24 protein-coding genes are annotated in these 23,897 nt (G+C 59.8%); 13 read left to right on the top strand and 11 right to left on the bottom strand.

From position 1 onward, the window contains the following. Positions 1–18 precede the first annotated feature (18 nt). Both BTN45_RS00315 and BTN45_RS00310 read right to left on the bottom strand, forming a co-directional pair. Positions 19–1,437 (bottom strand): HAMP domain-containing sensor histidine kinase, encoded by a 1,419-nt coding sequence (locus tag BTN45_RS00315; protein ID WP_207589595.1) that lies wholly within the window; start codon positions 1,435–1,437, stop codon positions 19–21. A 245-nt stretch (positions 1,438–1,682) separates the two neighbouring features. Further along, the gene (locus BTN45_RS00310) at positions 1,683–3,737 is read right to left on the bottom strand and encodes a methyl-accepting chemotaxis protein (protein ID WP_207588499.1); all 2,055 of its coding nucleotides are present in this window, start codon (positions 3,735–3,737) and stop codon (positions 1,683–1,685) included. 351 nt (positions 3,738–4,088) lie between these two features. Here BTN45_RS00310 and rpmH point away from each other — a divergent pair, with 351 nt between their 5' ends. From rpmH to yihA, 4 genes are read left to right on the top strand one after another with little or no spacing between them, the layout of a single operon-like run. Next, positions 4,089–4,226, top strand: coding sequence for a 50S ribosomal protein L34 (gene rpmH, locus BTN45_RS00305; RefSeq protein ID WP_003493611.1), 138 nt, complete (start codon positions 4,089–4,091; stop codon positions 4,224–4,226). 35 nt (positions 4,227–4,261) lie between these two features. After that, positions 4,262–4,645 carry a ribonuclease P protein component gene (rnpA, locus tag BTN45_RS00300; protein ID WP_004439680.1) on the top strand — a complete coding sequence of 128 codons (384 nt, stop codon included), beginning with the start codon at positions 4,262–4,264 and terminating at the stop codon, positions 4,643–4,645. Then, on the top strand, positions 4,645–6,447 hold the full coding sequence (yidC, locus tag BTN45_RS00295; RefSeq protein ID WP_004439678.1) for a membrane protein insertase YidC: 1,803 nt from the start codon (positions 4,645–4,647) through the stop codon (positions 6,445–6,447). Before rnpA ends, yidC begins: the two co-directional genes overlap by 1 nt. Beyond that, a complete protein-coding gene (gene yihA, locus BTN45_RS00290; RefSeq protein WP_004439676.1) occupies positions 6,444–7,097 on the top strand; it encodes a ribosome biogenesis GTP-binding protein YihA/YsxC in 654 nt (217 codons plus the stop codon). The genes yidC and yihA overlap by 4 nt, the downstream gene beginning before the upstream one ends. A gap of 12 nt (positions 7,098–7,109) precedes the next feature. Here yihA and BTN45_RS00285 read toward each other — a convergent pair whose 3' ends face one another. Next, positions 7,110–7,487, bottom strand: coding sequence for a hypothetical protein (locus tag BTN45_RS00285; protein WP_045533198.1), 378 nt, complete (start codon positions 7,485–7,487; stop codon positions 7,110–7,112). A 266-nt stretch (positions 7,488–7,753) separates the two neighbouring features. On the opposite strand from BTN45_RS00285, the gene argB reads away from it, so the two are divergent. Then, positions 7,754–8,638: an acetylglutamate kinase gene (gene argB / locus BTN45_RS00280; protein ID WP_004439672.1), complete on the top strand. Its 885-nt coding sequence runs from the start codon at positions 7,754–7,756 to the stop codon at positions 8,636–8,638. Between the two features lie 46 nt (positions 8,639–8,684). On the opposite strand, the gene BTN45_RS00275 is transcribed toward argB, so the two are convergent. Continuing rightward, positions 8,685–9,602, bottom strand: a complete 918-nt coding sequence (locus BTN45_RS00275; RefSeq protein ID WP_107339966.1) for a DMT family transporter — start codon at positions 9,600–9,602, stop codon at positions 8,685–8,687. 106 nt (positions 9,603–9,708) lie between these two features. Here BTN45_RS00275 and BTN45_RS00270 point away from each other — a divergent pair, with 106 nt between their 5' ends. Together BTN45_RS00270 and BTN45_RS00265 are read left to right on the top strand one after the other, a co-directional pair. Beyond that, positions 9,709–10,422, top strand: coding sequence for a pyrimidine 5'-nucleotidase (locus tag BTN45_RS00270; protein WP_004439667.1), 714 nt, complete (start codon positions 9,709–9,711; stop codon positions 10,420–10,422). Positions 10,423–10,522: 100 nt separating this feature from the next. Then, positions 10,523–11,119 (top strand): EF-hand domain-containing protein, encoded by a 597-nt coding sequence (locus tag BTN45_RS00265; RefSeq protein ID WP_045532928.1) that lies wholly within the window; start codon positions 10,523–10,525, stop codon positions 11,117–11,119. 41 nt (positions 11,120–11,160) lie between these two features. Here BTN45_RS00265 and BTN45_RS00260 read toward each other — a convergent pair whose 3' ends face one another. Beyond that, on the bottom strand, positions 11,161–11,418 hold the full coding sequence (locus tag BTN45_RS00260) for a DUF1150 family protein (RefSeq protein WP_003503706.1): 258 nt from the start codon (positions 11,416–11,418) through the stop codon (positions 11,161–11,163). 56 nt (positions 11,419–11,474) lie between these two features. Then, the gene (locus BTN45_RS00255; protein ID WP_006698921.1) at positions 11,475–11,900 is read right to left on the bottom strand and encodes an Hsp20 family protein; all 426 of its coding nucleotides are present in this window, start codon (positions 11,898–11,900) and stop codon (positions 11,475–11,477) included. A gap of 203 nt (positions 11,901–12,103) precedes the next feature. Between BTN45_RS00255 and BTN45_RS00250 the strand changes: the two genes are divergently transcribed. After that, positions 12,104–13,048: a nucleoside hydrolase gene (locus tag BTN45_RS00250; RefSeq protein WP_207588497.1), complete on the top strand. Its 945-nt coding sequence runs from the start codon at positions 12,104–12,106 to the stop codon at positions 13,046–13,048. Positions 13,049–13,117: 69 nt separating this feature from the next. On the opposite strand, the gene BTN45_RS00245 is transcribed toward BTN45_RS00250, so the two are convergent. After that, positions 13,118–15,451, bottom strand: a complete 2,334-nt coding sequence (locus BTN45_RS00245) for a methyl-accepting chemotaxis protein (protein WP_004439652.1) — start codon at positions 15,449–15,451, stop codon at positions 13,118–13,120. A gap of 166 nt (positions 15,452–15,617) precedes the next feature. Further along, positions 15,618–16,478 (bottom strand): TIGR00730 family Rossman fold protein, encoded by an 861-nt coding sequence (locus tag BTN45_RS00240; protein ID WP_207588494.1) that lies wholly within the window; start codon positions 16,476–16,478, stop codon positions 15,618–15,620. A 143-nt stretch (positions 16,479–16,621) separates the two neighbouring features. On the opposite strand from BTN45_RS00240, the gene dapD reads away from it, so the two are divergent. The 3 genes from dapD to BTN45_RS00225 are packed head-to-tail and all read left to right on the top strand — an operon-like array spanning position 16,622 to position 19,268. Next, positions 16,622–17,476 carry a 2,3,4,5-tetrahydropyridine-2,6-dicarboxylate N-succinyltransferase gene (gene dapD, locus BTN45_RS00235; protein WP_006698917.1) on the top strand — a complete coding sequence of 285 codons (855 nt, stop codon included), beginning with the start codon at positions 16,622–16,624 and terminating at the stop codon, positions 17,474–17,476. A gap of 15 nt (positions 17,477–17,491) precedes the next feature. Continuing rightward, complete coding sequence (gene dapE, locus BTN45_RS00230; RefSeq protein WP_207588486.1) at positions 17,492–18,688, top strand: succinyl-diaminopimelate desuccinylase; 1,197 nt, start codon at positions 17,492–17,494, stop codon at positions 18,686–18,688. Continuing rightward, complete coding sequence (locus BTN45_RS00225) at positions 18,672–19,268, top strand: hypothetical protein (protein ID WP_004439642.1); 597 nt, start codon at positions 18,672–18,674, stop codon at positions 19,266–19,268. The genes dapE and BTN45_RS00225 overlap by 17 nt, the downstream gene beginning before the upstream one ends. A gap of 12 nt (positions 19,269–19,280) precedes the next feature. On the opposite strand, the gene truA is transcribed toward BTN45_RS00225, so the two are convergent. The 3 genes from truA to def are packed head-to-tail and all read right to left on the bottom strand — an operon-like array spanning position 19,281 to position 21,574. Beyond that, complete coding sequence (gene truA, locus BTN45_RS00220; RefSeq protein WP_207588482.1) at positions 19,281–20,081, bottom strand: tRNA pseudouridine(38-40) synthase TruA; 801 nt, start codon at positions 20,079–20,081, stop codon at positions 19,281–19,283. Next, positions 20,081–21,016, bottom strand: coding sequence for a methionyl-tRNA formyltransferase (gene fmt / locus BTN45_RS00215; protein WP_207588480.1), 936 nt, complete (start codon positions 21,014–21,016; stop codon positions 20,081–20,083). The genes truA and fmt overlap by 1 nt, the downstream gene beginning before the upstream one ends. A 45-nt stretch (positions 21,017–21,061) precedes the next feature. Further along, positions 21,062–21,574 carry a peptide deformylase gene (gene def / locus BTN45_RS00210; RefSeq protein ID WP_004439632.1) on the bottom strand — a complete coding sequence of 171 codons (513 nt, stop codon included), beginning with the start codon at positions 21,572–21,574 and terminating at the stop codon, positions 21,062–21,064. A gap of 149 nt (positions 21,575–21,723) precedes the next feature. Here def and BTN45_RS00205 point away from each other — a divergent pair, with 149 nt between their 5' ends. Continuing rightward, positions 21,724–22,917: a DNA recombination protein RmuC gene (locus BTN45_RS00205; RefSeq protein WP_045532944.1), complete on the top strand. Its 1,194-nt coding sequence runs from the start codon at positions 21,724–21,726 to the stop codon at positions 22,915–22,917. A 54-nt stretch (positions 22,918–22,971) separates the two neighbouring features. Beyond that, positions 22,972–23,871: a ribokinase gene (locus BTN45_RS00200; RefSeq protein WP_112766094.1), complete on the top strand. Its 900-nt coding sequence runs from the start codon at positions 22,972–22,974 to the stop codon at positions 23,869–23,871. Positions 23,872–23,897 lie beyond the last annotated feature (26 nt).

Raw genomic sequence — 23,897 nt, 5'->3', positions numbered from 1 at the left:
TATCCGGCTGGGGGTCTTTCAGGCGGTTCTGGCCGCCTGCACCGTCGTGGCGCGATCGGCGATTTCGATGCGGAACTGCGTGCCGGGGCCCGGCTTCTCGACAAGCGCGATGGTGCCGCCGTGGGCCAGCACCAGTTCGCGGGCGATGACCAGGCCGAGCCCGGTGCCGCCGGAACGGGCCGAGCCCCTGAAGGCGGAAAACAGGTTCTCCTTGGCCTTCCGCGGCATACCCGGACCGTTATCGTCGATCACGATGCTGACAACGCTGCTGGCCCTCTGACCCGAGATTGAAAGATACCTCGGCGCGGCATTGACGGCATCGGATTGCAGGGCCTGGACGGCATTGCGACACAGATTGTGGATTACCCGGAATAGCTGCTCCGAATCCGCATCCACCGTCAACTCCGCGGGCACGCTGTCGCGGAATTCAATACCGCTGTCCGGCTCCAGCGCCAGGATATCGCGCACGTCCCGCACCAGAAGGCTCAACTGCACCATCTTGCGTTTCGGCGCACCTTCCGTCGCCTGGCCATAGGCCAGAACTTCGCCGGTGTAGGCAACGGCACGGTCGATGGTACGCAGCAGTTTCGGCGCGAAGCTTCGCACCATCGGGTCCTTTGCGTCCACCAGACGGTCAGACATCAACTGCGCGGATGAGAGGATGTTGCGCATGTCGTGGTTTATCTTCGAGACGGCGAGGCCGAGATCCACGAGGTTTTTCTGTTGCCGCAGCGTTTTCTGGAGTTCCGTCTGCATATCGGCGAGATGACGCCCGGCGACGGCCAGCTCGTCCGTTCCCTCCTCCGGCACGAAAATCCGCTCCGGGTTGCCGGGATCTTCCGAAAAATTCTGCATGCCGAGCGTCAGCCGGCGTATCGGCCGTATCATGATGCGGTTGATGGAGATGAAAATGAGGCCGGCGGTGATCAGCGACAGAACGATGGAAATGAGGAACACATTGCGGGCATAGGCCAGCATGGCAGCCCTGAGCTTGTTCTCGCCCAGCACCAGTTCGATGATGGTGTCGCTGTCGCCAACGACATCGAAAACGCGAATGACGCGGTTACCGCCGAACAGCAGGGTGGAAAAGGCATCCCGGACTGCGGCCACCTGCGACACATCGGAAAGATCATATTGCTCATCGACGCCGGGCGGCGTTTCCGCAGCCGCCAGCAGCCGCGACGTACCGTCCTTGCGCAGGGCTATCAGTTTTGCCCCTGTCGCCATCAGGGTATCGTTCTGCACACTTCGCGGCAATTCGGCCTGCAGTCCGTCAATCACCGCGCCGGCCGCGGCAGCCGTATTCAGACGATCCCTCAACCAGGACAGGCGCATATTGGCGACGGAAGGCACGAAGATGAGCACTTCCGCGATCATGACAAAAATGACCGTGAGCAACAGCAGCCGCCCGGAAAGACCGGCAGTCAATCCCGGCATGCCGTGCGCCGGATTATCTTCCGTGCGGTCCAAGCTGTCTACGCCTTTAGAAAACACCGGGCCCTGATCCTGTATGCGCGCCGCCGCTTCGGTTGAACGGCTCGGTTTATATGCACCAACGATAATAGGACCTAACGGATTTTTTTCCAATGCGCTGCGACGCAAGGTTTTCATCGCAATAAAACAAACGCCGCCACAAGGCGGCGTCTGAAGCAAAAAGGCGGCTTAGTTATCAGGCAACCCCGTCAGAATTCCTGCCAGTCCCCCTGCGCCGGCGCTGCGGCTGGCTGAACGCTAAGTGCCCGGCTGACGCTGTTCATCAATTTGCGCGCCGGAGAAGCCACCGCCGTCGTTCTGTCTGACACTGCAACGGGCCGCATGGGCTGCGCGGCGCGGGCCGGACGCGACACGGTCTCGGCGCGAAGGTTCCGCTGAACACCATCCGCGCCGACATTGAAGCGGGTCACCAGCGTGACAAGATGGTCCGCCTCGCTGCTGAGCTTATGGGTTGCGGCCGAGGTTTCCTCCACCATGGCGGCATTACGCTGTGTAACCTGATCCATCTGGTTAATGGCCGTATTCACCTCGTGCAGGCCTGTGGACTGCTCCTTCGCCGCGGTAGCTATGGAGTGGATATGCTCGTTGATCGCCAGGACGCGCGTTTCGATCTCACTCAAAGCGCTGCCGGTTCTCTGGACCAGCGATACCCCGCGCCCGACTTCCTCACCGGACTTGGTGATCAGCGCCTTGATGTCCTTGGCCGCCGTTGCCGAGCGCTGTGCGAGCTCACGCACTTCTTGAGCGACGACTGCAAAACCCTTGCCTGCCTCGCCGGCCCTGGCCGCTTCCACGCCCGCATTCAGGGCAAGGAGATTGGTCTGGAAGGCGATTTCATCAATAACATTGATGATCTGGCTGATTTCCCGCGACGCATGCTCTATACGGTCCATCGCCGAAACGGCATCGCGTACGACATTGGCGGATTCTTCGGTCTTCTGCTTGGTTTCAGCCACCATGGCGCTGGCTTCCTGGGCGCGGTCGGTGGAATTTCGGACGACGGCAGTGATCTCGTCCAGAGCGGCGGATGTTTCCTCGAGCGCCGCGGCCTGCTGTTCCGTTCGCCTGGAAAGATCATCGGCGGCCGAGCGCAATTCGCCGGCATTACCGCTGATACCCTCCGTGCTGCTGCGCACTTCGCGCATTGTTTCCCGCAGCTTGGCCAGCGTCTGGTTGACGTTCGACTGGAGTTCGGCGAACACGCCGCGGAACTCGCCATCCATCTTCTCCGTCAGATCGCCCCGCGCAAGACCTTCGATGACGCGGCTGGTCTCGGAGACACCATTGTCCACGCCGATGAGCAGGGCGTTGATCGTGGCTGCGAAACGGTTGAGGTTGTCGTCGCCATAATCCTTGTTGATACGGCGGCTGAAATCCCCTGCGGCGGCGGCATCGACGACAACGGCCATGCCGGCCTGCAGGTCGTCACTCTTGGCCCGCATGTCGGATTCCTGAGCGTTCATGCGGCGCACTTCGCGGCCATTGGTCTTGAAGACCTCGACGGCCGCGGCCATTTCGCCGATCTCGTCCTTGCGCCCAAGGTAGGGAACTGCCGCATCCAGATTTCCGTCGGCCACCTCGCTCATGACTTGGGATACCCGGCGGATCGGCGCACTCAGTTGACGCGTTCCGATATAGAGGCCGAAAGCAGCCCCCGCCCCCACGCCGGCGACAGTCACCGCGACAATTACCCAGAATATGGCAGTGCTGAAAGCGTCGACCCCCGCCTTGACGACTTCAAGCTCGGCAATGTCGTTTTTCACGATACTGTCGATCTCCGCCTGATAGGCCTTGCGATTGGCGCGGTTTGCTTCGTTGTTGCCCTGCTGGCTCGCCGCCTGCGGCCCGCTTTCCTTAGCCAGCCGGACGGTCTCCAGGCGGAAAGTCCGGAATTCCTTCGAGCGGCCGGCAAGCTTGTCGAAACCAGCCTTCTGTTCCGCCGGCACGAGCGGTGCCCAGCTGGTAATGAGCTTGTCCATGGCGTCGAGGTTCTTGACCATGCCGTCGGCAAAGGGTGCGGCCGCAGCAATGTCCGCCGCTGCATAGATGCCACGCGCCTCCATGACGACTGCCGTTACCAGACGGTTGAGCGCCTCGCCCTTGTAAGCCCGTTCGGCCGCTTGCTCGAAATGGTGCGACCGAACCCAGAATTCGTTGATCGCATAGATGGACAGCCCGCCGATGGTACAGGCAACAAGGCTCATCAGCCCGACAAGTAGATTGATACGACCGCGAATTCTCAATTTCGTTCCCCCAACAAAAACCAGCTGCGCTATGAAAATGGGAAGCTGGCATAACTTTTCGCGTCACAAGATTTATCAATGCGGCCTTAAGAAAGAATTTCAGATTTTATCGATTGCGGATGGGAATCGGCCCTCATCTGTCGTCGACAAGAGAAATCGCGGTGCGTTTTCCGCAAAAGGTGAAGGGCGAAAACCCCTTCGGCAATTGACTTTGCTTGGCCTATGCCCTTATAAGCCGCGCACGCTCGGCCATTGAAAGCTCGCCCAGGCGGGTTTAGCCGTGCAAAAAACGAAACGCTCTTGCAAATAATTGCAAATTCAAGAAGGGCCGCACACCGCGGTATTAAATAAATGTCGAAGCGTACCTACCAACCGTCCAAGCTTGTTCGCAAGCGTCGTCATGGTTTCCGTGCCCGCATGGCTACTGCCGGCGGCCGCAAGGTTCTCGCAGCCCGCCGTGCGCGCGGCCGCGCTCGTCTGTCGGCTTAATTGCCGATCTGTGGCCCGATGAAAGTCGTGGGCACATGAGCGAGACTAAGAAAAGCCCCGGCCGGCTTAAAAACCGGTCGGAGTTTCTTGCCGTTCAGGCAGGTGAAAAACGGCGGGGAAGCACCTTTCTTCTGGAAGTGCTTGATCGGAAATCCCCGGAAACCGAGCCTCGCGTCGGTTTCACCGTAACAAAAAGACAAGGCAACGCGGTCGAGCGAAATCGCATGCGCCGCCGTCTGAAGGAAGCCGTCAGGCTTTCTGCCGGGGTCGCAATGAAGCCCGGTCATGACTATGTGATTGTCGCCCGCAGGGATGTGCTTGATACGGCCTTCCCGAAACTTCAGTCTCTCCTTGCCGAGCGCATTGAAGGAACGGCGAAACCGAAACGGTCCCAGGAGACCCGCTCCAGGAAAGAATGATGGAAAAGAACCGCAATTACTTCATCGCGATAGCCCTTTCGGTTGTCATCGTCCTCGCCTGGCAATTCCTTTACATGAATCCGCGTATCGAGCAGCAGCGCCGCGCCGAAGAGGCCCGCCAGGCGCAGCAGCAGACCACGCAGCAACAGCAGCCGGCGCCGGGCGCCGCACCAGGTGCTGCCGTTGAAGGCGCACCGCCCGCCTCCTCACCGCAGACTGCCGCAACGGCGACCCGCGAAGAGTCGATTGCAAGAACCCAGCGTGTGGCCATCGACACCAACGCCATCGCCGGCTCGATCAATCTCACCGGCGCCCGCTTCGACGACATCCGGCTCAAGGACTACCATGAGACCGTCGATGACTCGAGCCCGATCATCACGCTGTTCTCGCCCGCTGACACCAAGGACGGTTACTTCACCGAGCTCGGTTACGTTGCAGCGCAGGAAGTCGGCGGCGTTCCCGGTCCGACCACTGTCTGGACGCTCGCAAGCGGCGACAAGCTGACGGAAAACACGCCCGTCACCCTCACCTACACCAATGCCAAGGGTGTGATTTTCTCCCGTACGGTTTCGATCGACGAGCATTACATGATCTCGGTCGCCGACAAGGTTGAGAACCCCGGCCAGGCGGCCATCTCCTTCGCCACCTATGGCCGCGTGACGCGTAACAACAAGCCCGCAGTTCCCCCGGTCTTCGTCATCCATGAAGGTTTTCTCGGCGTTTCGGGCAAAGACGGCAGCCTGACGGAAGAAAAGTACAAGGACGTCGAAGAAGCACCGGTAACGGTTGCCAAGGCGACCGGCGGCTGGCTCGGCATCACTGACAAGTATTGGGCTGCGGCCATCGTTCCGCCCCAGACGACGCCATTCGAAACCCGTTATTCGCACATCACCGGCAATCAGCCGAGCTATCAGGCAGATTTCAAGAGCGACCCGATGACGGTCGAGCCCGGCCAGTCGATCGAGCTGAAGAGCCTTGTTTTCGCTGGCGCCAAGGAAGTGCCGCTGGTTGACCGTTACGAGACGACCTACGCAATTCCGAAGTTCGACCTTCTGATCGACTGGGGCTGGTTCTACTTCATCACCAAGCCGATGTTCAAAATGATGGATTTCTTCTTCCGTTATTTTGGTAACTTCGGCGTAGCGATCCTGCTCACCACCATCGTCGTCAAGGCCCTCTTCTTCCCGCTCGCCAGCAAGCAATATGCTTCCATGGCGAACATGAAGCGCGTGCAGCCGAAGATGGAAGAGCTGAAGGCCAAGCACGGCGATGACCGCATGGCCATGCAGCAGGCGATGATGCAGCTCTACAAGGAAGAAAAGATCAATCCTGTTGCCGGCTGCTGGCCGATGCTGCTGCAGATCCCGGTCTTCTTCGCGCTCTACAAGGTCATCTACGTCACCATCGAAATGCGGCACGCGCCGTTCTTCGGCTGGATCCACGACCTTTCCGCGCCGGACCCGACATCGCTGTTCAACCTCTTCGGCCTTCTGCCTTACGATGTGCCGCACTTCCTGATGATCGGTGTCTGGCCGCTTGTCATGGGCATCACCATGTTCCTGCAGATGCGCATGAACCCGACGCCGCCCGATCCGACGCAAGCGATGATCTTCAACTGGATGCCGCTGATCTTCACCTTCATGCTGGCGTCCTTCCCGGCGGGTCTGGTCATCTACTGGGCATGGAACAATACGCTCTCCATCACCCAGCAGGCGGTCATCATGAAGCGCCAGGGCGCCAAGATCGAGCTGTTCGATAACATCAAAGGGCTGTTCAAGCGAAAGCCGGTGCAATCGAAATGAGTGAAACCGGCGCGGCAACCGAAAAGCCACTATTCGGACGACCCTGGATTTTCATTCGCGGCGTCCCCGCGATGAAATTCCTGCCGCCTGAAGGGCCGCCGGAAATTGCCTTCGCCGGTCGTTCGAATGTCGGCAAGTCCTCGCTCATCAATGCGCTGGTGGGCCACAAAGGGCTTGCCCGCACCTCCAACACGCCGGGACGCACCCAGGAACTGAATTATTTCGTTCCCGATGGTTACTCCGGTGCAGAGGGCGATCTTCCGCCGATGGCGTTGGTCGACATGCCGGGTTATGGTTATGCGCAGGCCCCCAAGGATCAGGTCGATGCCTGGACGAAGCTCGTCTTCGATTACCTCCGCGGCCGTGCGACGCTGAAGCGCGTCTACGTGCTGATCGATTCCCGCCACGGCGTGAAAAAGAATGACGAGGAGGTTCTGACCCTCCTCGACAAGGCGGCTGTGTCCTACCAGATCGTGCTGACGAAGACGGACAAGATCAAGGATGCCGGCGTGCCGCGGCTGATTGGCGAAACGCTTGAGAAAATCCGCAAGCGCCCTGCCGCCTATCCGGAAGTTCTCGCCACATCCTCGGAAAAATCAGTCGGGCTGGATAACCTGCGGGCCGAGATCATCAGAACGATCTCTCTTTGAGAGGCGTGCCTCTCAGGCGACGGTGAAAAGCAGAACGGCGGTCCAGAGCATCGCCGTCAAAGCCAGAAGGCGCCAGAAGCGCACGGAATGCCATATCTCCGAGAGCATGGCTGCGAACATGCTGCCACTCCGCAACGGCTGGCTCCTGAATGGCAGACCGGATCGGCGGGGGTCCCGTTCCAGCAACGCAGCGACGGTCGCATTTTCGCGATATTCGGTTTCCGCCAGATTGTCACGCCAGCGCCTGACCATGGCCGCGAACTGCCTGTCGCGTTTTACGCGCTTGGCAAGCTCCGCCATGCTTTCCGGCGGCAGGGCACCCAGCACATATTCGCCCGCGAGCACTTCGTCCCGCAAACCGCTTTGCTTGTCTCGATCGGGTGCCGTCATGTGTTCAATCACTCCTCGGTCGTTCAGGTGCACCATTTCCACGGCGCGAGACATCTTCATCACCCTGAATTAACCCCTCCCCTTCATCAGCAAGGCTGGTCCCATTGGCCCTTTATGTCAATCTCATTACAGGGCCGGAACAGGCAAAAAAAAGAAATTTGACCGCAGCCGACACAATAAGGCCCGCAGGTTATTTCATCCGTCAAAGACTTGCTTTAGAGCGGTGACAGGCTTCAACGGCCGCAACCACAGACCGAGGTTTTTAGATGACGTCTTCCGAAAGCGAAACTCAGGCGCGGCTGCTCGCACAGGCTCTGCCTTTCATGCAGAAATACGAGAACAAGACCATCGTGGTGAAATATGGCGGCCACGCCATGGGCGATTCCACGCTTGGCAAGGCATTCGCGGAAGACATCGCCTTGTTGAAGCAGTCGGGAATCAACCCCATCGTTGTGCATGGCGGCGGCCCGCAGATCGGCGCCATGCTGAGCAAGATGGGCATTGAGTCAAAATTCGAGGGCGGCCTGCGCGTCACCGACGCCAAGACGGTCGAGATCGTTGAAATGGTTCTGGCCGGCTCGATCAACAAGGAAATCGTCGCCCTCATAAACCAGACGGGCGAATGGGCCATCGGCCTGTGCGGCAAGGATGGCAACATGGTCTTCGCCGAGAAGGCGAAAAAGACCGTGATCGACCCCGACAGCAACATCGAGCGCGTGCTCGACCTCGGCTTCGTCGGCGAAGTCGTGGAAGTCGACCGCACACTGCTCGACCTGCTCGCAAAATCGGAAATGATTCCAGTCATCGCACCGGTCGCCCCTGGCCGCGATGGCGCGACATACAACATCAATGCCGATACCTTCGCCGGCGCGATTGCGGGTGCACTTCACGCTTCGCGTCTGCTGTTCCTCACCGACGTTCCCGGCGTTCTCGACAAGAACAAGGAACTCATCAAGGAGCTCACCGTCTCGCAGGCACGCGCCCTCATCAAGGACGGCACGATTTCCGGCGGCATGATCCCGAAGGTCGAGACCTGCATCGACGCCATCAAGGCTGGTGTTCAGGGTGTGGTGATCCTCAATGGCAAGACGCCGCACTCCGTCCTTCTGGAAATCTTTACCGAAGGCGCCGGCACGCTCATCGTGCCCTGATGTGCTTCAGGGTGGCGGACGGCAAACCTGTCCGCCAGATCAGGCATTAGCCGAATGCCAGGAGCGACAGCACACCGACCACAATCAGCAGACAGCCGGACAGTTCAAGCCGGTTGATCTTCTCCTTGAAGAAAAGCACCGTCGAGGCGAAGGCGAACAGCATCTCCACCTGCGCCAGTGCCTTCACCACGGCGGCCTGCTGCAGGGTCATTGCCGTGAACCAGCCGAACGAGGCCGTGGCGCCCACGAAACCGACGGCAAGTGATGGTTTCCACACCCTGGCGATGCGCCGCAGTTCTTCCCTCTCCCGCCAGATGATCCACAGGAACATCGATACCGTCTGCATGACGATGACGATGACGAGGGTGAAGCCCGCCTGCATCATCGCATCCGGGGCAGGCAGGCTTGGTGCTAGCGCCAGCGATGCCGACCGATAGGCAACAGACGACAGTCCGAAGAACGCACCCGAGGCGAGGCCGATACCCGCCGTTCGGCTGAAGATCGAGGTCAGGAAGGAAGCGGGCGTTACTTCCGTGCGCGCCACGGAAATCAGCATGACGCCGGCGACCGAAATCGCTATCGCCGCCAATGTACCGGCCGTGACGCTCTCGCCTATGAAAATGAGGGCAAACAGCGCCGCCTGTGCCGGCTCCGTGCGGGAATAGGCCGTGCCGACAGCGAAATTGCGGAAAGAGAACAGGTGCACCAGCAGGAATGTGGCGGCGATCTGCGCCATGGCCCCGACCGTTGCCCACACGGCGAAGGCCATGTTCGGCACCGGCAGCGGACGGCCAAGCCCGAGATGCAGGAATGCAAGATAAGCGAGAGCGAAGGGCATGCCGAACACGAAGCGCACAAACGTTGCACCCGTGGTGCCCATCATGCCCTTGAGGTGTTTTTGCAAAGTCGAGCGCAGGTTCTGCAAAAACGCGCTTGCGAAAGTAATGCCTATCCAGAGTTCCATGGCTTTGGCGGTATCATGCGCGCGAGGCCGCAGCCAAGCCCGAATTTCTGATCAATCGTCCTCTTTTCGATTTTCTTCCGCATTCGAAACAGGCATAAAGCTGCCCATGGACACAAAGCCGAAAAACCTGCCAGACGCCGCCGATTTCGCCCATGTCAGCGAATGGGTTTTCGATCTCGACAACACGCTCTATCCGCATCACGTCAATCTGTTTTCCCAGATCGACCGCAACATGACGGCCTATGTGGCGGAGCTTCTGAAGCTCGACCCCGACGAAGCGCGCGCCTTGCAGAAGCGTTATTATCACGACCACGGCACGACACTGCAGGGCCTGATGATCCATTACGGCATCAGCCCGGACGAGTTTCTGGAACGCGCCCATGCAATCGACTACTCGGCGCTGAAACCGCATCCGGAACTGGGTGAGGCCATCAAGGCTTTGCCGGGTCGGAAGTTCATCCTCACCAATGGCAGCGTCAAGCATGCGCAGGCTGCCGCCGGAGCGCTCGGCATTCTCGATCAGTTCGAGGATATTTTCGATATCGTCGCCGCGGGTTATTTGCCGAAACCGGCCAGCGCAACCTACGAGAAGTTTGCAGCACTTGCGAAACTCGATACGAAAAAGGCTGCGATGTTCGAGGACTTGCCACGCAATCTGGCGGCCCCGAAAGCGTTGGGCATGAAAACCGTGCTGCTTGTGCCTTCAAATCTTGAGGGCGTCATCATGGAACGATGGGAAATCCCTGATGTGACGGATGAGCATATCGACTACGTTACCGACGATCTGACCGGGTTCCTGACAAAAACCATCGCCCGCTGAGTAGCGAACATTACCGAAGCTTCATGCACCTTACGGATGTTTAAGTGGTGGGGCTTGCTGGACGTCACTATCTTTTCTTCAGGGACACCAAAGAAAGGTAATGACGATGACCACACGCAAAATCGCCCTGTCTGCTCTTGGCGCAGCCCTTGTGCTCAGCACGGCCGCAACGGCCAGTTTCGCCGCACCCGGTAAAGGCCATAAGGACCGAATGCCGATCCGCCAGGAGGCTGCCTTCGTTCACCTGCTGAAGGTGGCCGACACGAACAAGGATGGCAAGATTTCCAAGGAGGAATTCACCGCCCGTCAGGATGCCCTGTTCGCTGAGATCGACAAGGACAAGGACGGCTCGATCACGCCAAAGGAAATGCGCGAATATCGTCAGGCAAAGATGGAGGCCTTCCGTGCCGCTCACCCGCGCCCCGAGCGGGAAGAGGCCAAGGCGGATGAAGCCAAAGCCCCTGAGGGCAAGCGTGCCGAGCGTGACCATGGTGGTCGTTTCGGCCATCAGGGCTGGGGCAAGCACGGCGGTAAAGGTGGCGGCTTCGCGCTGATCCGCTGGGCCGATACTGACGAGAACGGCCAGGTCAGCAAGGCCGAATTCGCCGCCGCCGGAGAAAAGATGTTCGAACGACTGGACAAGAACAAGGACGGCGTCATCTCCATCGACGACATGCCGGACCGGCCGTTCCTCTAAGCCAAAAAAGCAGAAAGCCCGCTCAACAGGCGGGCTTTTTATCAATGCAGACTGACGGTTTTGAGATCGTCTTCCGCCGCCTTGAAAAAGGTGCTCGAGCGATTGTCTGTGAGGAGAATGGGCGTCCCATCCGCGCCGAACAGGGCCCAGAGATCCAGCTGCGGATCGAGATCGGGCGCTTCCGGGAAACAGCGGCTGACGTCTTCCGCTCGGATCTTGCGGATATATCCCACTTCTCCTTCGCCGATATGGGCGAGCTGGGATTGGGTTAGACGCGCATGCGCTTCTTTCAAAAGCATATTTCAGCCTCCTTCTTCACGCCGAGCGAGTCATGTCCGATTCCGGCGTTCATGGTCTACTCTGAGACGGAAATATTAATTTTCTTTACCACGTTTGAAATTTCGGGCCGGACCAGATCGATGGAAAGAAGGCCGTTGCGCAGACGCGCCTCCCTGACCTGCATGCCATCGGCAAGCACGAACACCCGCTGGAACTGGCGTGCCGCGATGCCTCGATAGAGAAAATCGCGCTTCTCCTGTTCCTGCTGGCGTCCGCGAATGACGAGCTGATTATCAGCCGTCGTCACGTCGAGATCATCCTCGGAGAACCCCGCCACGGCAATGGTGATGCGCAGGCGTTCCGGTACGTCATCGCTGCCGGGCAGGCGCTCAATATTGTAGGGAGGATAGCCGTCATTGGCCTTCGCCATGCGCTCCAGCGTCTTTTCCATGGCATCGAAACCCAGCAAAAGCGGGTGGGTGAATGGCGTCATGCGGCTCATATCTGTTCTGTCCTTGCAACCAAGCGACGTTTAGCGGCCCCGCTTCCGGCAACCTCGCCGGTCAATCGCACCGGCCCCTGCAATATGGGAAGCCGAACCGCGATGCGCAAGTCAAAGTGACCGGTGAGCGGCGGCAGGAATGAGGCTTGACAAGTGAGCACCCGCCGCTTGAAAAAAGCGCTCATCTCAACGGCGGGCAAGACATGGCAGAACGCAGAAAAATCATTATCGACACCGATCCGGGACAGGACGACGCAGCGGCGATCATGCTGGCCTTCGGCAGCCCGGAAGACATCGAAATTCTGGGGTTGTGCGCGGTTGCCGGCAATGTTCCCCTGAAGCTGACAAGCCGTAACATTCGCATCATCTGCGAATTGTGCGGTCGCACCGACATTCCCGTTTACGAGGGCGCCGAAAAGCCGCTGGTGCGCAGGCCCATCACCGCCGAACATGTTCACGGCAGCACAGGTCTCAACGGCCCGGTTCTCGACGAACCGACCATGGAGGCGCAGAAGCAGCACGCGGTCGATTTCATCATTGAGACGGTGATGCGGGAGCCTGAGGGCACCGTTACCCTCTGCACCCTCGGGGCCTTGACCAACGTGGCGCTAGCGCTTCTGAAGGCGCCGGAGATCGCCGATCGCGTCAAGGAACTGGTGATGATGGGCGGCGGCTTCTTCGAGGGCGGCAACATTACGCCCGCGGCGGAATTCAATATCTATGTAGATCCGCAGGCTGCCGATATCGTCTTCCGCTCCGGCATGCCCATCGTCATGATGCCGCTCGATGTCACGCATCAATTGCTGACGACCAAGGCACGCGTCAATCGCATTCGGGAGATCGGCACGAGGCCGGCGATCGCCATGGCGGAAATGCTGGAATTCTTCGAGCGGTTCGACATCGAGAAGTACGGTTCGGATGGCGGTCCGCTGCATGACCCAAGCGTTATTGCCTATCTCATCAAGCCCGAACTGTTTGAGGGCCGCGAATGCAATGTCGAGATCGAGGTCCATTCCGAACTGACAATGGGCATGACCGTGGTGGACTGGTGGCGCGTGACGGATCGCCCCGCCAATGCCCGCGTGATGCGGAAGGTGGATGCAGATGGTTTCTTCGAGTTACTGACGGAGCGTTTCGCGCGTCTTTGACGGACGCAGATAATAAAAAAGGCCGCTGGCGATACCAGCGGCCCTTTCTATTTCAAAAGGAAAACCGCATCAGAATTCCGTCCAGTCATCCTGAGCCAGCGCATTTGCGCCGCTGGTTCTAGGACGCGCGCGGGGCGCAGCTGGACGGGCGGACGTCGGGGCGGCAGCAGCGGGAGCGCGCATGGCCGCAGCGGCGGCACGCAATTGCTGGCTGGGCTGACCGCCGGAAACTACGAAACCGGCGACAAGCGATTTGAGCGTTTCGGCCTCGCTGTTGAGCGTCACGCTGGCCGCAGTGGTTTCCTCCACCATCGCCGCATTTTGCTGGGTGACCTGATCCATCTGCGTAACGGCGGAGTTGATTTCCTTCAGGCCCACCGCCTGCTCACTGGCTGAGGCCGAAATCTGCCGTATAAGCTGGTTGATCTGCAGAACCTGATCGGCGATCTTTTTCATCGTGTCGCCGGCCTTGCCGACCAGCTGAACACCCTCGCCCACCTGCGTGGCCGAGGTATTGATCAGACCCTTGATCTCCTTGGCAGCAGTTGCAGAGCGCTGCGCGAGTTCGCGCACTTCCTGTGCGACAACGGCAAAGCCCTTGCCGGCATCACCCGCGCGGGCCGCTTCCACCCCCGCATTCAGCGCCAGAAGATTGGTCTGGAAAGCGATCTCGTCGATGACGCCGATGATGCGAGAGATTTCCGCCGAAGATTGTGCAATGCCCTGCATGGAGTTCACGGCCTGCTGCACGACCTCGCCAGACTTGCCGGCGTCTTCACAGGCATGGCTGACGGCACCGGCCGCCTCTGCGGCGTTTTCGGCGCTGGAATTGACCTGGGCGGTCAGCTCGTTAAGCGCAGCGGCAGTTTCTTCAAGGCTGGCGGCCTGCTGTTCCGTGCGATGCGAGAGATCGCTGGCGGCGCGGGTGATCTCACCGGTGCCATTGCCGATGCTGACGACGGTTGCGTTGACGGTGGAAACCGTTTCCTCGAGGCTGGCAAGCGCCGAGTTGAAGTCCTCGCGCAGCTTTGCATACTCACCCGGGAACTCGTCCTGAATGCGGTAGGTCAGATTGCCCTGCGACAGGGCATTCAGGCCGGAACCGAGAACGCTGACAATGTGCTGCTGCATACGGCTGTTTTCATTGCGCTCGAATTCAGAGCGCTGGCGCTCCGTCTCGGCGTGACCACGCTGGGCGTCGGCTTCGGCCTCCATCTCCCGGATGCCGGCAAGCTTGGCGCGGAAACCTTCAAGCGCTGTCGCAACCGAACCGGTCTCATCCTGCCGGTCTTGACCGGAGACGGGCACATCGTAGCGACCGTCGCTCAGCGTCCTGACGTCGGTAACCAGCGATGCAAGCGGGTTGCGGACGAAATAACGGACTGCAAAATAAAGCGCTGCAATGACGGCGGCAAGAATGACGATCGCACCGATGATCATCAGATAGGTCTGCTCCTGAACCGGAGCGTTCAAGGCCTGATGGGGAATATCAACAAGGACGACCCAGGTTGCGTTGAGACCCGGAACGGCGAAGGGATAAACGAGACGATTATACGGCGCGTCGGTATCAAGGCCGAGGTCTTCGATGAGGCCCTGCTTGCCCGAAGCGATCGCGGTCTGGACAGTGGCTGCGCCCTCTCCGTCATAGGCTTTCATGTTCTGCTCGGGCGTCGGCGGCACCAGCCACTGGCCACCCTGGGAGACGAGCGTCACACGGCCGGTCTCGAAAGGATGCAGAGCCTGCAGCTTCTGGGTGAGAGACGCGAGCGAAATATCGACACCCGCCACGCCGATCATCTTGCCATCCGACATGACGGGATAGGCAAGCGAGGTCATGGTGGTCGGCACTTCCGTGCCTTCGGCGAGATAAGGTTGGGTAATCGCTCCCTTGCCGGTCTTGGCGGCCAGCGCATACCACTCCGCTGCGTAATCGTTCTTGAAGGTCGAGAACTGGATATCGCCCTTCTGGGTCTTGGACCAGTAAGGTGCGAAGGCGCCGGTCGCGTTGGTGCCGAGATCGAGCCTGTTGGCGATCTCTGTCGTCTGACCATCGAAAAGACCGAGCTGTTCGCAGAACCAGCTGCCGAATGCAAAAGTATTCTGCTCCACATTGGCCTTGAGGATGTTGACGATGCCAGGGCGATCCATCGACTTCGCCTGATGCGCCCGACCGATGACGCCAGCCATCGAGCGGGCAGCGCTGCCGAGTTCACCGACATCGGCGGCGATGACGTTGGCGATGGCGCGGGCTTCCGTATTGGCCTGATCCATGGTCAACGCGTGCACGCGCTCACTGGTCTGGGAGATGAGGAAAGAATTGGATGCAACGAGAACCGTGGTGATGGCACAGCCGGTTACGAGGATCAGCTTGGTCGCAAGCGACTTCACTTTGAGATTGAACATTTAGGCCCCAATGGAAATCGTCAACCCGAAGGAGCTGACGTCAACGGATGACAATCTCCGTCATGGAGGCCCGTCCGCATGGGACAGTGCGCTGCAGCGCGACAGGGCGAAGTTAGAATATGATTGCTAATTAAGCCCTAATATTACTTCGCCGCGCCGCGCATCTTCAGTGTTCGTAGTAGTCGGAGATGATCCTCCAGGCATCGTCCGCCGTTTCGGCAAAGTGCAGGAGATTCATATCCTCGGGAGCGATGGTGCCGAAATCCGCCAAAAACTCAAAATTGACGACGGATCGCCAAAACTTTTCTCCAAAAAGAATAAGAGGGATCGGGGCCATGCGCTTGGTCTGGATCAGCGTCAAGGCTTCAAAAAGCTCGTCCAGCGTACCGAAACCGCCGGGGAAAACCACCACGGCCTTTGCCCGCATCAGGAAGTGCATTTTCCGGATCGCGAAGTAGTGGAAATTGAAGCTCAGTTCCGGCGTTACATAAGGGTTAGGCGCCTGCTCGTGCGGCAGGACGATATTGAGGCCGATGGAAGGGCCGCCGGCATCCATGGCGCCCCGGTTACCCGCCTCCATGACGCCGGGACCGCCGCCGGTGACCACCACATATTCCAGGTGACCGGATTTCGCGCCGTAGTCGGTGCAAAGGCGGGCGAACTTGCGCGCTTCGTCGTAATAAACCGAGGACTGCTCGAGATTGCGCTTCTGCGTTTCATTGCGCGCCGCCCAGGCCTCTCCTCCCGGTTCGGGAATGCGGGCGCCGCCAAACATGACGACGGTGGAATTGATCCCGCGTTCGGTGAGCGCCATTTCCGTCTTCAGAAGTTCCAGCTGCAGCCTTACGGGTCGCAATTCCTCGCGGCAGAGAAAGTCCGTATCCACATAGGCCAGCCGGTAGGACGGGGAGTCCGACTGCGGCGTCTTGACAACGACCTCGGCCTGCTGCTTGTCCACAGCGCTGCGCTTCAACGGGTCCCATACCCCGTCCTTGCGCCGCAATTTGCCGTTTTTCAGTCGTGTCATTTCCATGCCTTTCGTCTGCGGCGCCAAATCACCCAAATCGCATTGACGCCTTTCCAACACTCCCTTAGATCAAATGGCCAAAGCCTTCCAGCGGCACGGAACCCGCCGTGACCACGAACACACGCGACTTTAAGGAATTTTCCATGAGCCTCACGGATCTCTCTTCCCTCGAAACGATCATCGAAACCGCCTTCGACAACCGCGACAGCGTGAATGTATCGACGAAGGGCGAGGTTCGCGACGCCGTGGACACATCTCTTCAACTTCTCGACAGCGGCGAGGCACGCGTTGCTGAAAAGCAGGCGGATGGAAACTGGAAGGTGAACCAGTGGCTGAAAAAGGCCGTGCTTCTCTCCTTCCGTCTCAATGACATGGAAATCGTGACAGGTGGTCCGGGCGAAGCCACCTGGTGGGACAAGGTTCCGTCGAAGTTTGAAAACTGGGGTGAAAACCAGTTCCGCGCCGCTGGTTTCCGCGCGGTGCCAAACGCCGTCGTGCGCCGCTCGGCTTACGTGGCCAAGAACGTCGTGCTGATGCCTTCCTTCGTCAATCTCGGCGCCTATGTCGATGAAGGCACGATGGTCGATACCTGGGCAACGGTCGGCTCCTGCGCGCAGATCGGCAAGAACGTGCATCTCTCCGGCGGCGTCGGTATCGGCGGCGTTCTGGAGCCGCTGCAGGCCGGCCCCACCATCATCGAGGATAATTGCTTCATCGGCGCCCGTTCGGAAGTCGTTGAAGGCTGCATCGTGCGCGAGGGTGCTGTTCTCGGCATGGGCGTCTTCATCGGCAAATCGACCAAGATCGTTGATCGCGCCACCGGCGAGATCACCTACGGCGAAGTCCCGCCCTATTCCGTCGTCGTTGCCGGCACCATGCCGGGCAAACCGTTCCCGAATGGCGAGCCGGGCCCCAGCCTCTATTGCGCCGTGATCGTCAAGCGCGTCGATGAAAAGACCCGCTCCAAGACCGGCATCAACGAGCTTCTGCGCGACTGATATAAAGCTGATACCATGACCACGACCGATCCCGTTGCCAATCTCGCCGCCCTTATCCGTTGCCCCTCGGTGACGCCTGCGGAAGGCGGTGCGCTTTCCCTGCTCGACAGCCTGCTTTCGCCGCTCGGTTTTGCGGTGGAACGGGTGATGGCAACGGAGGCGGGAACGCCTGACGTGGAAAACCTCTATGCCCGGCTCGGTACCGAAGGTCCGCATCTGATGTTTGCGGGCCATACGGATGTCGTGCCTGTGGGTGACGAGGCCGCATGGAGCCATCCGCCTTTCTCGGCAGAGATTGACGGCGGCGAAATGTTCGGCCGTGGTGCGGTGGACATGAAGGGCGGTATTGCCTGTTTTGTTGCCGCCATTGCCCGCCATATTGAAAAACACGGCAAGCCGCAGGGCTCCGTCTCCTTCCTGATCACCGGTGACGAGGAAGGCCCATCAATCAACGGCACTTCCAAGCTGCTGGAATGGGCTGCTGCAAAGGGCGAGACGTGGGACGCGTGTGTCGTCGGGGAACCGACCAATCCCGACCAGCTGGGCGACATGATCAAGATCGGCCGCCGGGGATCGCTCTCCGGTCGCATCACGGTCCATGGCGTGCAAGGCCACGCTGCCTATCCGCATCTCGCCGACAACCCAATTCGCGGTCTGCTGCAGTTGACGCATGCGCTGATGCATCCGCCCTTTGATCACGGCACGGATAATTTCCAGCCTTCCAATCTCGAAGTAACGACCGTCGACACCGGCAACGCCGCCACCAATGTGATCCCGGCGCGGGCGACTGCCTCCTTCAACATCCGTTTCAACGACACATGGACAGCGGAGAGCCTTCGGGCGGAAATCATCCGCCGCCTCGATGCCGCTGCGGCAGACGGCGAGCTTCGCCCCGACCGCACACCGGTAAAGTACGAGATCGTCTGGGCGGACCGACCGGCCCATGTCTTTTTGACCCGGAACAATGCCCTCATTTCGTCGCTGTCAGGCGCGGTGGAGGCCGTCACCGGCAAGGAGCCGAAGCTTTCAACCACCGGCGGCACGTCGGATGCGCGCTTCATCAAGGACTATTGCCCTGTCGTGGAGTTCGGCCTTGTCGGGCAGACCATGCACATGGTCGATGAGCGGGTAGCCATTGCCGATCTTGAGACGCTGACGCGCATTTACGAAACCTTTATCGAGCGCTGGTTCGCCCATGCCGACGGCAAGTGAAGTAAGGCTCTATCTGACGGGCCTGTGGCTGTTGCTGCTCGGCGACCATAATGGCGCACGTTACCTGGACCTGACCGAACGCGGCATGTGGCGGTCCTTCTATTCCGTCCTTTGGTGCCTGCCCGCCATGCTGGTTTCCTGGCTGTGGCTGCGGGCAGCGTTTCTCGCCAGCTATCCGCCGGGAACAGGAACGGGGTTCATCTTCTTCTTTCGCCTGGCGATGGTGGAGGCCATTTGCTGGATCGTGCCGCTGCTTTTGATCGGCATGTTGCTCTTTGCCTTTGGCGCACGTGAAAAATTCACGCCTCTCGTCACCACCATGAACTGGCTGTCGCTGCCCTTCTCATACGCCTACGCCGTTCTGATCCTGATTGCGTTCTTCCTGCCACCGTTGCAGGGGCTGATCGCGATTTTGTGGCTGGCGCTGCTTCTGTCGCTGGTCTTTGCCTTTTCACGGATCGTGCGGTTTTTTATCCGCGACCAGTCGCTGCTCGTCTCCGCCATTGTCATGACGCTACTGGTGCCCGGCATGCTTCTGTCGGAAGCGTTGCAGCGCTTTCTCGGTGTCTATCCGGCCTGAGAGAATTAGACGTCAATCCGCATCCTGCATCACCTCGGCTTCGGGGTGGCGGCGCGGCGGAATGACGTCGGGATAATCGACCTGCATGAAATAAAGACCGTCCGGTGGCGCGACCGGGCCACAGGCCTTTCGATCGCGTGCCTCCAGTGCGGCACGCACGTCCTCTGGCGTCATCGTGCCCTCGCCTGCCAGTTTCAGCGTGCCGGCGAAAGAGCGGATCTGGTTATGAAGGAAGCTCTGCGCCGTCGCGCGTATCTCGATGAGATCGCCATTGCGCGTCACATCCAGCCGGTCGAGCGTGCGCACGGGGCTGTTCGCCTGGCAGTGCACGGAGCGGAAGGTGGTGAAATCATGCCGGCCGACGAGCATCTGGGCGGCTTCATGCATGCACTCGTGATCGAGGCCCTTCGACACCCACCACGCCCGCTTGTGCTCCAGCGCCAGCCGGGCTTTGCGGCAGATGATGCGGTAGAGATAGTGCCGACGAAGGGCAGAAAAACGGGCGTCGAAATCCTCAGTCACGGAAGCGGCATCGAGCACGGCCACCGCTTCACCCGCCATGGCGAGATGCGCATTGAGGGCATTGCGAAGCTTGTAGGGCTCCCAGTCTCGCGAGAGATCGACGTGAACGACCTGGCCGACGGCATGCACGCCGGAATCGGTGCGGCCAGCGCCGCGAATGGAAACGCTCTCGCCGGTCAGCGACCGAACCGCAGCCTCCAGCGCACCCTGAACCGAGGGGCCGTTTTCCTGTCTCTGCCAGCCATAATAGGGCGTACCGTCATATTCGACGGTCATGCGGAAGCGTGGCATCAGCCGAGCCTCGTAGTGACCGGAACCGGGGTACCGCGCACGAAATCGGCCGCCGACATCGGCTTGCCGCCCGCCTTCTGCAAACGGGTGAGCCGTACGGCGCCGCTGCCGCAGGCAATGGTGAGAACATCATCCAGTGCGCTGCCTGCCTCGCCCATTCCGCTGGCGAGCTCGGACGCCAGTACCTTGACGCGCTCGGGCTTGCCGCCGATCTCCATCTCCAGCCATGCGCCGGGAAACGGCGAAAGGCCGCGAATATGATTATGCACATCCTGCGCCGGCCTTGAAAAATCGATACGGGTTTCACCCTTGTCGATCTTTGCGGCGTATAGAACGCCCTCTTCCGCTTGCGGGACGAGGGGCAGGTCATCTGCTTCCAGCTTGTCCATCGCCTGACGCATCAACCGAGCACCTACCAGCATCAGGCTGTCATGCAGCTCGCCGGCCGTCATGTTCTCGCCGATCGTGACCTTTGCCGTAAGTGCAACAGGGCCGGTATCGAGACCCTTTTCCATTTTCATGACCATCATGCCGGTTTCGGTGTCACCCGCCATGATCGCCCGCTGGATGGGAGCCGCGCCGCGCCAGCGCGGCAGCAGCGAAGCGTGACCATTATAACAGCCAAGCCGCGTGCCCGAGAGAATGGCCTCCGGCAAAAGCAGCCCGTAAGCCACGACAACAGCCACATCGGCGTTGAAGTCCCGGAATTCCTGGCGATCTTCCTCCGCCTTGAAATTCAAGGGTGTCAGTACCGGTAAACCCAGCAGTTCCGCAGCCTGATGCACCGGCGATTTCTGCAGATCAAGGCCGCGACGGCCGCCTGGACGCGGTGGCTGGGTATAGACGGCAGCAATCTCGTGGCCCGCTTCCACCAGTGCACGCAACGTCGGAACGGAAAAATCCGGCGTGCCCATGAATATGATGCGAAGAGCCATGATCGCCCCCTGCCCTGTCTTCCGCTCCGTCAGCTGTGCGACGGATCAGACTTTTGCGCGGGCTGCTTTCGTAAATTTCTTGATGACCATGTCCCGCTTCAACCGCGAGATATGGTCGATGAACAGAACACCATTCAGGTGATCGATCTCATGCTGCAGGCAGGTTGCCAACAGACCATCCGCCTCGACCGTCTGCTGCTTGCCGTCACGACCGACATATTGCACCGTGAGCGACGCAGGGCGCTCCACCTCGGCATAATAATCGGGAATCGAGAGACAGCCTTCCTCATAGGTGGAAATATCATCCGAAACCTTGAGGATTTCCGGATTGATGAAGACGATCGGGGTCTTTTCTTCGCCTTCACGCGCAACATCGATCACCAGCAACCGGCGCGGCACACCTATCTGGATGGCGGCAAGGCCGATGCCGGGGGCATCATACATCGTTTCCAGCATGTCGTCCGCCAAACGCAGCACCTCGGCATCCACCTTTTCGATGGGCTTCGATTGCTGGCGCAGCACGGGATCGGGCAAAATGATAAGCGGTTTGATGGTCATGGCTTCCCATAACGTATCTCTCGCGCGGAGGAAATAAAAAACACGACGATGAAAACGGCTCGCGGCATCCGTTCTGCCGGACTCATTTCCGCCGCAGGAATGTTCTTGTTTTGATCTTCCGAATCGATCGAAATCTGCTAGATTTAGTCATGAACACAGACTTCTCCGTTCTCCTTCAACCCGCGCTGCGGGCCGGCTCAGTCGATATCAGCTTCGGCGCGCTTCTCGCTGCCGCGATTTTCGGCCTTGTCGTTACATGGCTTGTGACGGCAAACCGGTCGAAGAAAGCTGGGGCCGATGGCGAGATCTCCGACCTGCTCAAAACCCAGTCTGAACTGCATGGCCGGATCGCGGCCATGGCGGAAACGCTTGGCACGCGTCAGACGGAGATGAGCCAGACGCTGAATCAGCGTCTTGATGGCATGTCGCAGCGGCTGGGCGAAACGCTGACGGAGCAGACCCGGTCTACCCATGAAAATCTGAGCCGCCTTCAGGAGCGCCTGGCGGTCATCGATGCCGCACAGGGCAATATTCAGGATCTGGCCAAGGACGTGGTCGGGCTTCAGGCGATACTTTCCAACAAGCAGACACGCGGCGCCTTCGGACAGGCGCGCATGGAGACGTTGATCGCCGACGCCCTGCCGCCGGGTTCCTTCCAGCTGCAGCCGACACTTTCCAACGGTTACCGGCCGGACTGCACGATCAAGATGCCGAACAATGCGCCGCCGCTCGTCATCGATGCCAAGTTTCCGCTGGAAGCCTGGAACGCCATCAAGGCGGACGAGACGCCGGAAACCAAACGCGCGGCCGTGCAGCAGTTCCGCCGGGACATGGAAGTGCATATTCGCGATGTCGCCGAGAAATATCTCATTCGCGGCGAGACACAGGATACCGCCTTCATCTTCGTGCCGTCGGAATCGATTTTCGCCGATATCCACCAGCATTTCGAATATCTAGTGCAGCGCGCCCATCGCGCCCGGGTGGTCATCGTTTCGCCATCGCTGCTGATGCTGTCGGTACAGGTCATCCAGTCCGTGCTCAAAGACCAGCGCATGCGCGAACAGGCGCATCTCATTCAGGGTGAAGTGGCGCTGCTCATGGACGATGTGCGGCGGCTGGACGATCGGACGCGGAAGCTGCAGGCCCATTTCGGGCTGGCGCAGAAGGACGTCGACATGATGCTCATCTCCTCCGACAAGGTACTGGCGCGCGGACAGAAAATCGAGGGGCTCGATTTCTCACCAACGGAAAAAGACGCGCCGCACGGAGAAATCGAGCAGGCCCGGCGCTTTGCCGAAAACCGAGCCGGTGCGGCCAAATTGCGGGTGGTTGACGACGAGTGATCGTCTCGGGCAAAGTCGCCGCCTTGCTTAAATTTCATACGGACCCAGCGCCCCATGATTACTGTTTTCGGCTCCATCAACATGGACCTCGTCGCGACCGCCAAACGTCTGCCCAAGCCCGGTGAAACCGTAACGGGAGAGACATTCTCCACGGCCGCCGGCGGCAAGGGAGCCAATCAGGCGCTGGCCGCACGGCGTGCGGGCGCCACGGTCAAGATGGCGGGCGCTGCGGGTGATGACACCTTTGCCGCTCCAGCACTGACCTTGCTGCGGGACGCGGGAACCGATCTGTCATTGGTCAAAACCGCGCCCGGCCCGACTGGAACGGCGGTTATCCTGATCGGTGAAGGCGGAGAGAACATGATCTCGGTCATTCCCGCTGCGAATGGTGAGGTCTCGGCATCCGACGCGGCAAAGACCATATCCGAAATGGCTGCAAGCGATATTCTCATGCTGCAGTTCGAGATACCGGCACCCGCCATCGAAGCTGCACTGACGGCCGCAAAGGCGAAACGCGTCACCACCGTCATCAACACAGCACCGCTGACCGCGGACGGACCGCGTCTCGCCGGCCTTGCCGATATCGTCATCGCCAATGAAACCGAGTTCGAGCTCCTGATCGGCAAGAATGGCCTCTCCAGCGACCAGCGGGAAAACGAACTCAAGGCCCTTCACGAGAGGACCGGCCAGACTTTGATCGTCACGCTTGGTGCGGATGGCGTGATCGCCATTCGTAATGGCAAGCTCTACAGGGCTTCCGGCCTGAAGATCGAGCCGGTCGATACGGTTGGTGCGGGCGATACCTTCTGCGGATATCTCGCCGCGAGCCTCGATCAGGGAATGGATTTCGAAAGGGCTCTGAAGCGCGCCGCGGTTGCGGGCTCGCTCGCCTGCACGCGTGCCGGCGCGCAGCCTTCCATTCCGCAGGCAGCGGAAGTTGACGCGGCCCTTTAAGGGGTCTTGCCGTTAGCGCATTTTCC

The organism is Rhizobium sp. ZX09 (genome assembly GCF_017357485.1).
Taxonomy (GTDB): Bacteria; Pseudomonadota; Alphaproteobacteria; order Rhizobiales; family Rhizobiaceae; genus Agrobacterium; species Agrobacterium pusense.
This window is presented reverse-complemented; position numbering and strand designations above follow the sequence as displayed.

Coding starts and splice junctions, on each gene's coding strand:
- BTN45_RS00315 (WP_207589595.1), bottom strand. CDS start 1,437: ATGCCGGGATTGACTGCCGGTCTTTCCGGGCGGCTGCTGTTGCTCACG.
- rpmH (WP_003493611.1), top strand. CDS start 4,089: ATGTCGAAGCGTACCTACCAACCGTCCAAGCTTGTTCGCAAGCGTCGT.
- rnpA (WP_004439680.1), top strand. CDS start 4,262: ATGAGCGAGACTAAGAAAAGCCCCGGCCGGCTTAAAAACCGGTCGGAG.
- yidC (WP_004439678.1), top strand. CDS start 4,645: ATGGAAAAGAACCGCAATTACTTCATCGCGATAGCCCTTTCGGTTGTC.
- yihA (WP_004439676.1), top strand. CDS start 6,444: ATGAGTGAAACCGGCGCGGCAACCGAAAAGCCACTATTCGGACGACCC.
- BTN45_RS00285 (WP_045533198.1), bottom strand. CDS start 7,487: ATGACGGCACCCGATCGAGACAAGCAAAGCGGTTTGCGGGACGAAGTG.
- argB (WP_004439672.1), top strand. CDS start 7,754: ATGACGTCTTCCGAAAGCGAAACTCAGGCGCGGCTGCTCGCACAGGCT.
- BTN45_RS00275 (WP_107339966.1), bottom strand. CDS start 9,602: ATGGAACTCTGGATAGGCATTACTTTCGCAAGCGCGTTTTTGCAGAAC.
- BTN45_RS00270 (WP_004439667.1), top strand. CDS start 9,709: ATGGACACAAAGCCGAAAAACCTGCCAGACGCCGCCGATTTCGCCCAT.
- BTN45_RS00265 (WP_045532928.1), top strand. CDS start 10,523: ATGACGATGACCACACGCAAAATCGCCCTGTCTGCTCTTGGCGCAGCC.
- BTN45_RS00260 (WP_003503706.1), bottom strand. CDS start 11,418: ATGCTTTTGAAAGAAGCGCATGCGCGTCTAACCCAATCCCAGCTCGCC.
- BTN45_RS00255 (WP_006698921.1), bottom strand. CDS start 11,900: ATGAGCCGCATGACGCCATTCACCCACCCGCTTTTGCTGGGTTTCGAT.
- BTN45_RS00250 (WP_207588497.1), top strand. CDS start 12,104: ATGGCAGAACGCAGAAAAATCATTATCGACACCGATCCGGGACAGGAC.
- BTN45_RS00245 (WP_004439652.1), bottom strand. CDS start 15,451: ATGTTCAATCTCAAAGTGAAGTCGCTTGCGACCAAGCTGATCCTCGTA.
- BTN45_RS00240 (WP_207588494.1), bottom strand. CDS start 16,478: ATGACACGACTGAAAAACGGCAAATTGCGGCGCAAGGACGGGGTATGG.
- dapD (WP_006698917.1), top strand. CDS start 16,622: ATGAGCCTCACGGATCTCTCTTCCCTCGAAACGATCATCGAAACCGCC.
- dapE (WP_207588486.1), top strand. CDS start 17,492: ATGACCACGACCGATCCCGTTGCCAATCTCGCCGCCCTTATCCGTTGC.
- BTN45_RS00225 (WP_004439642.1), top strand. CDS start 18,672: ATGCCGACGGCAAGTGAAGTAAGGCTCTATCTGACGGGCCTGTGGCTG.
- truA (WP_207588482.1), bottom strand. CDS start 20,081: ATGCCACGCTTCCGCATGACCGTCGAATATGACGGTACGCCCTATTAT.
- fmt (WP_207588480.1), bottom strand. CDS start 21,016: ATGGCTCTTCGCATCATATTCATGGGCACGCCGGATTTTTCCGTTCCG.
- def (WP_004439632.1), bottom strand. CDS start 21,574: ATGACCATCAAACCGCTTATCATTTTGCCCGATCCCGTGCTGCGCCAG.
- BTN45_RS00205 (WP_045532944.1), top strand. CDS start 21,724: ATGAACACAGACTTCTCCGTTCTCCTTCAACCCGCGCTGCGGGCCGGC.
- BTN45_RS00200 (WP_112766094.1), top strand. CDS start 22,972: ATGATTACTGTTTTCGGCTCCATCAACATGGACCTCGTCGCGACCGCC.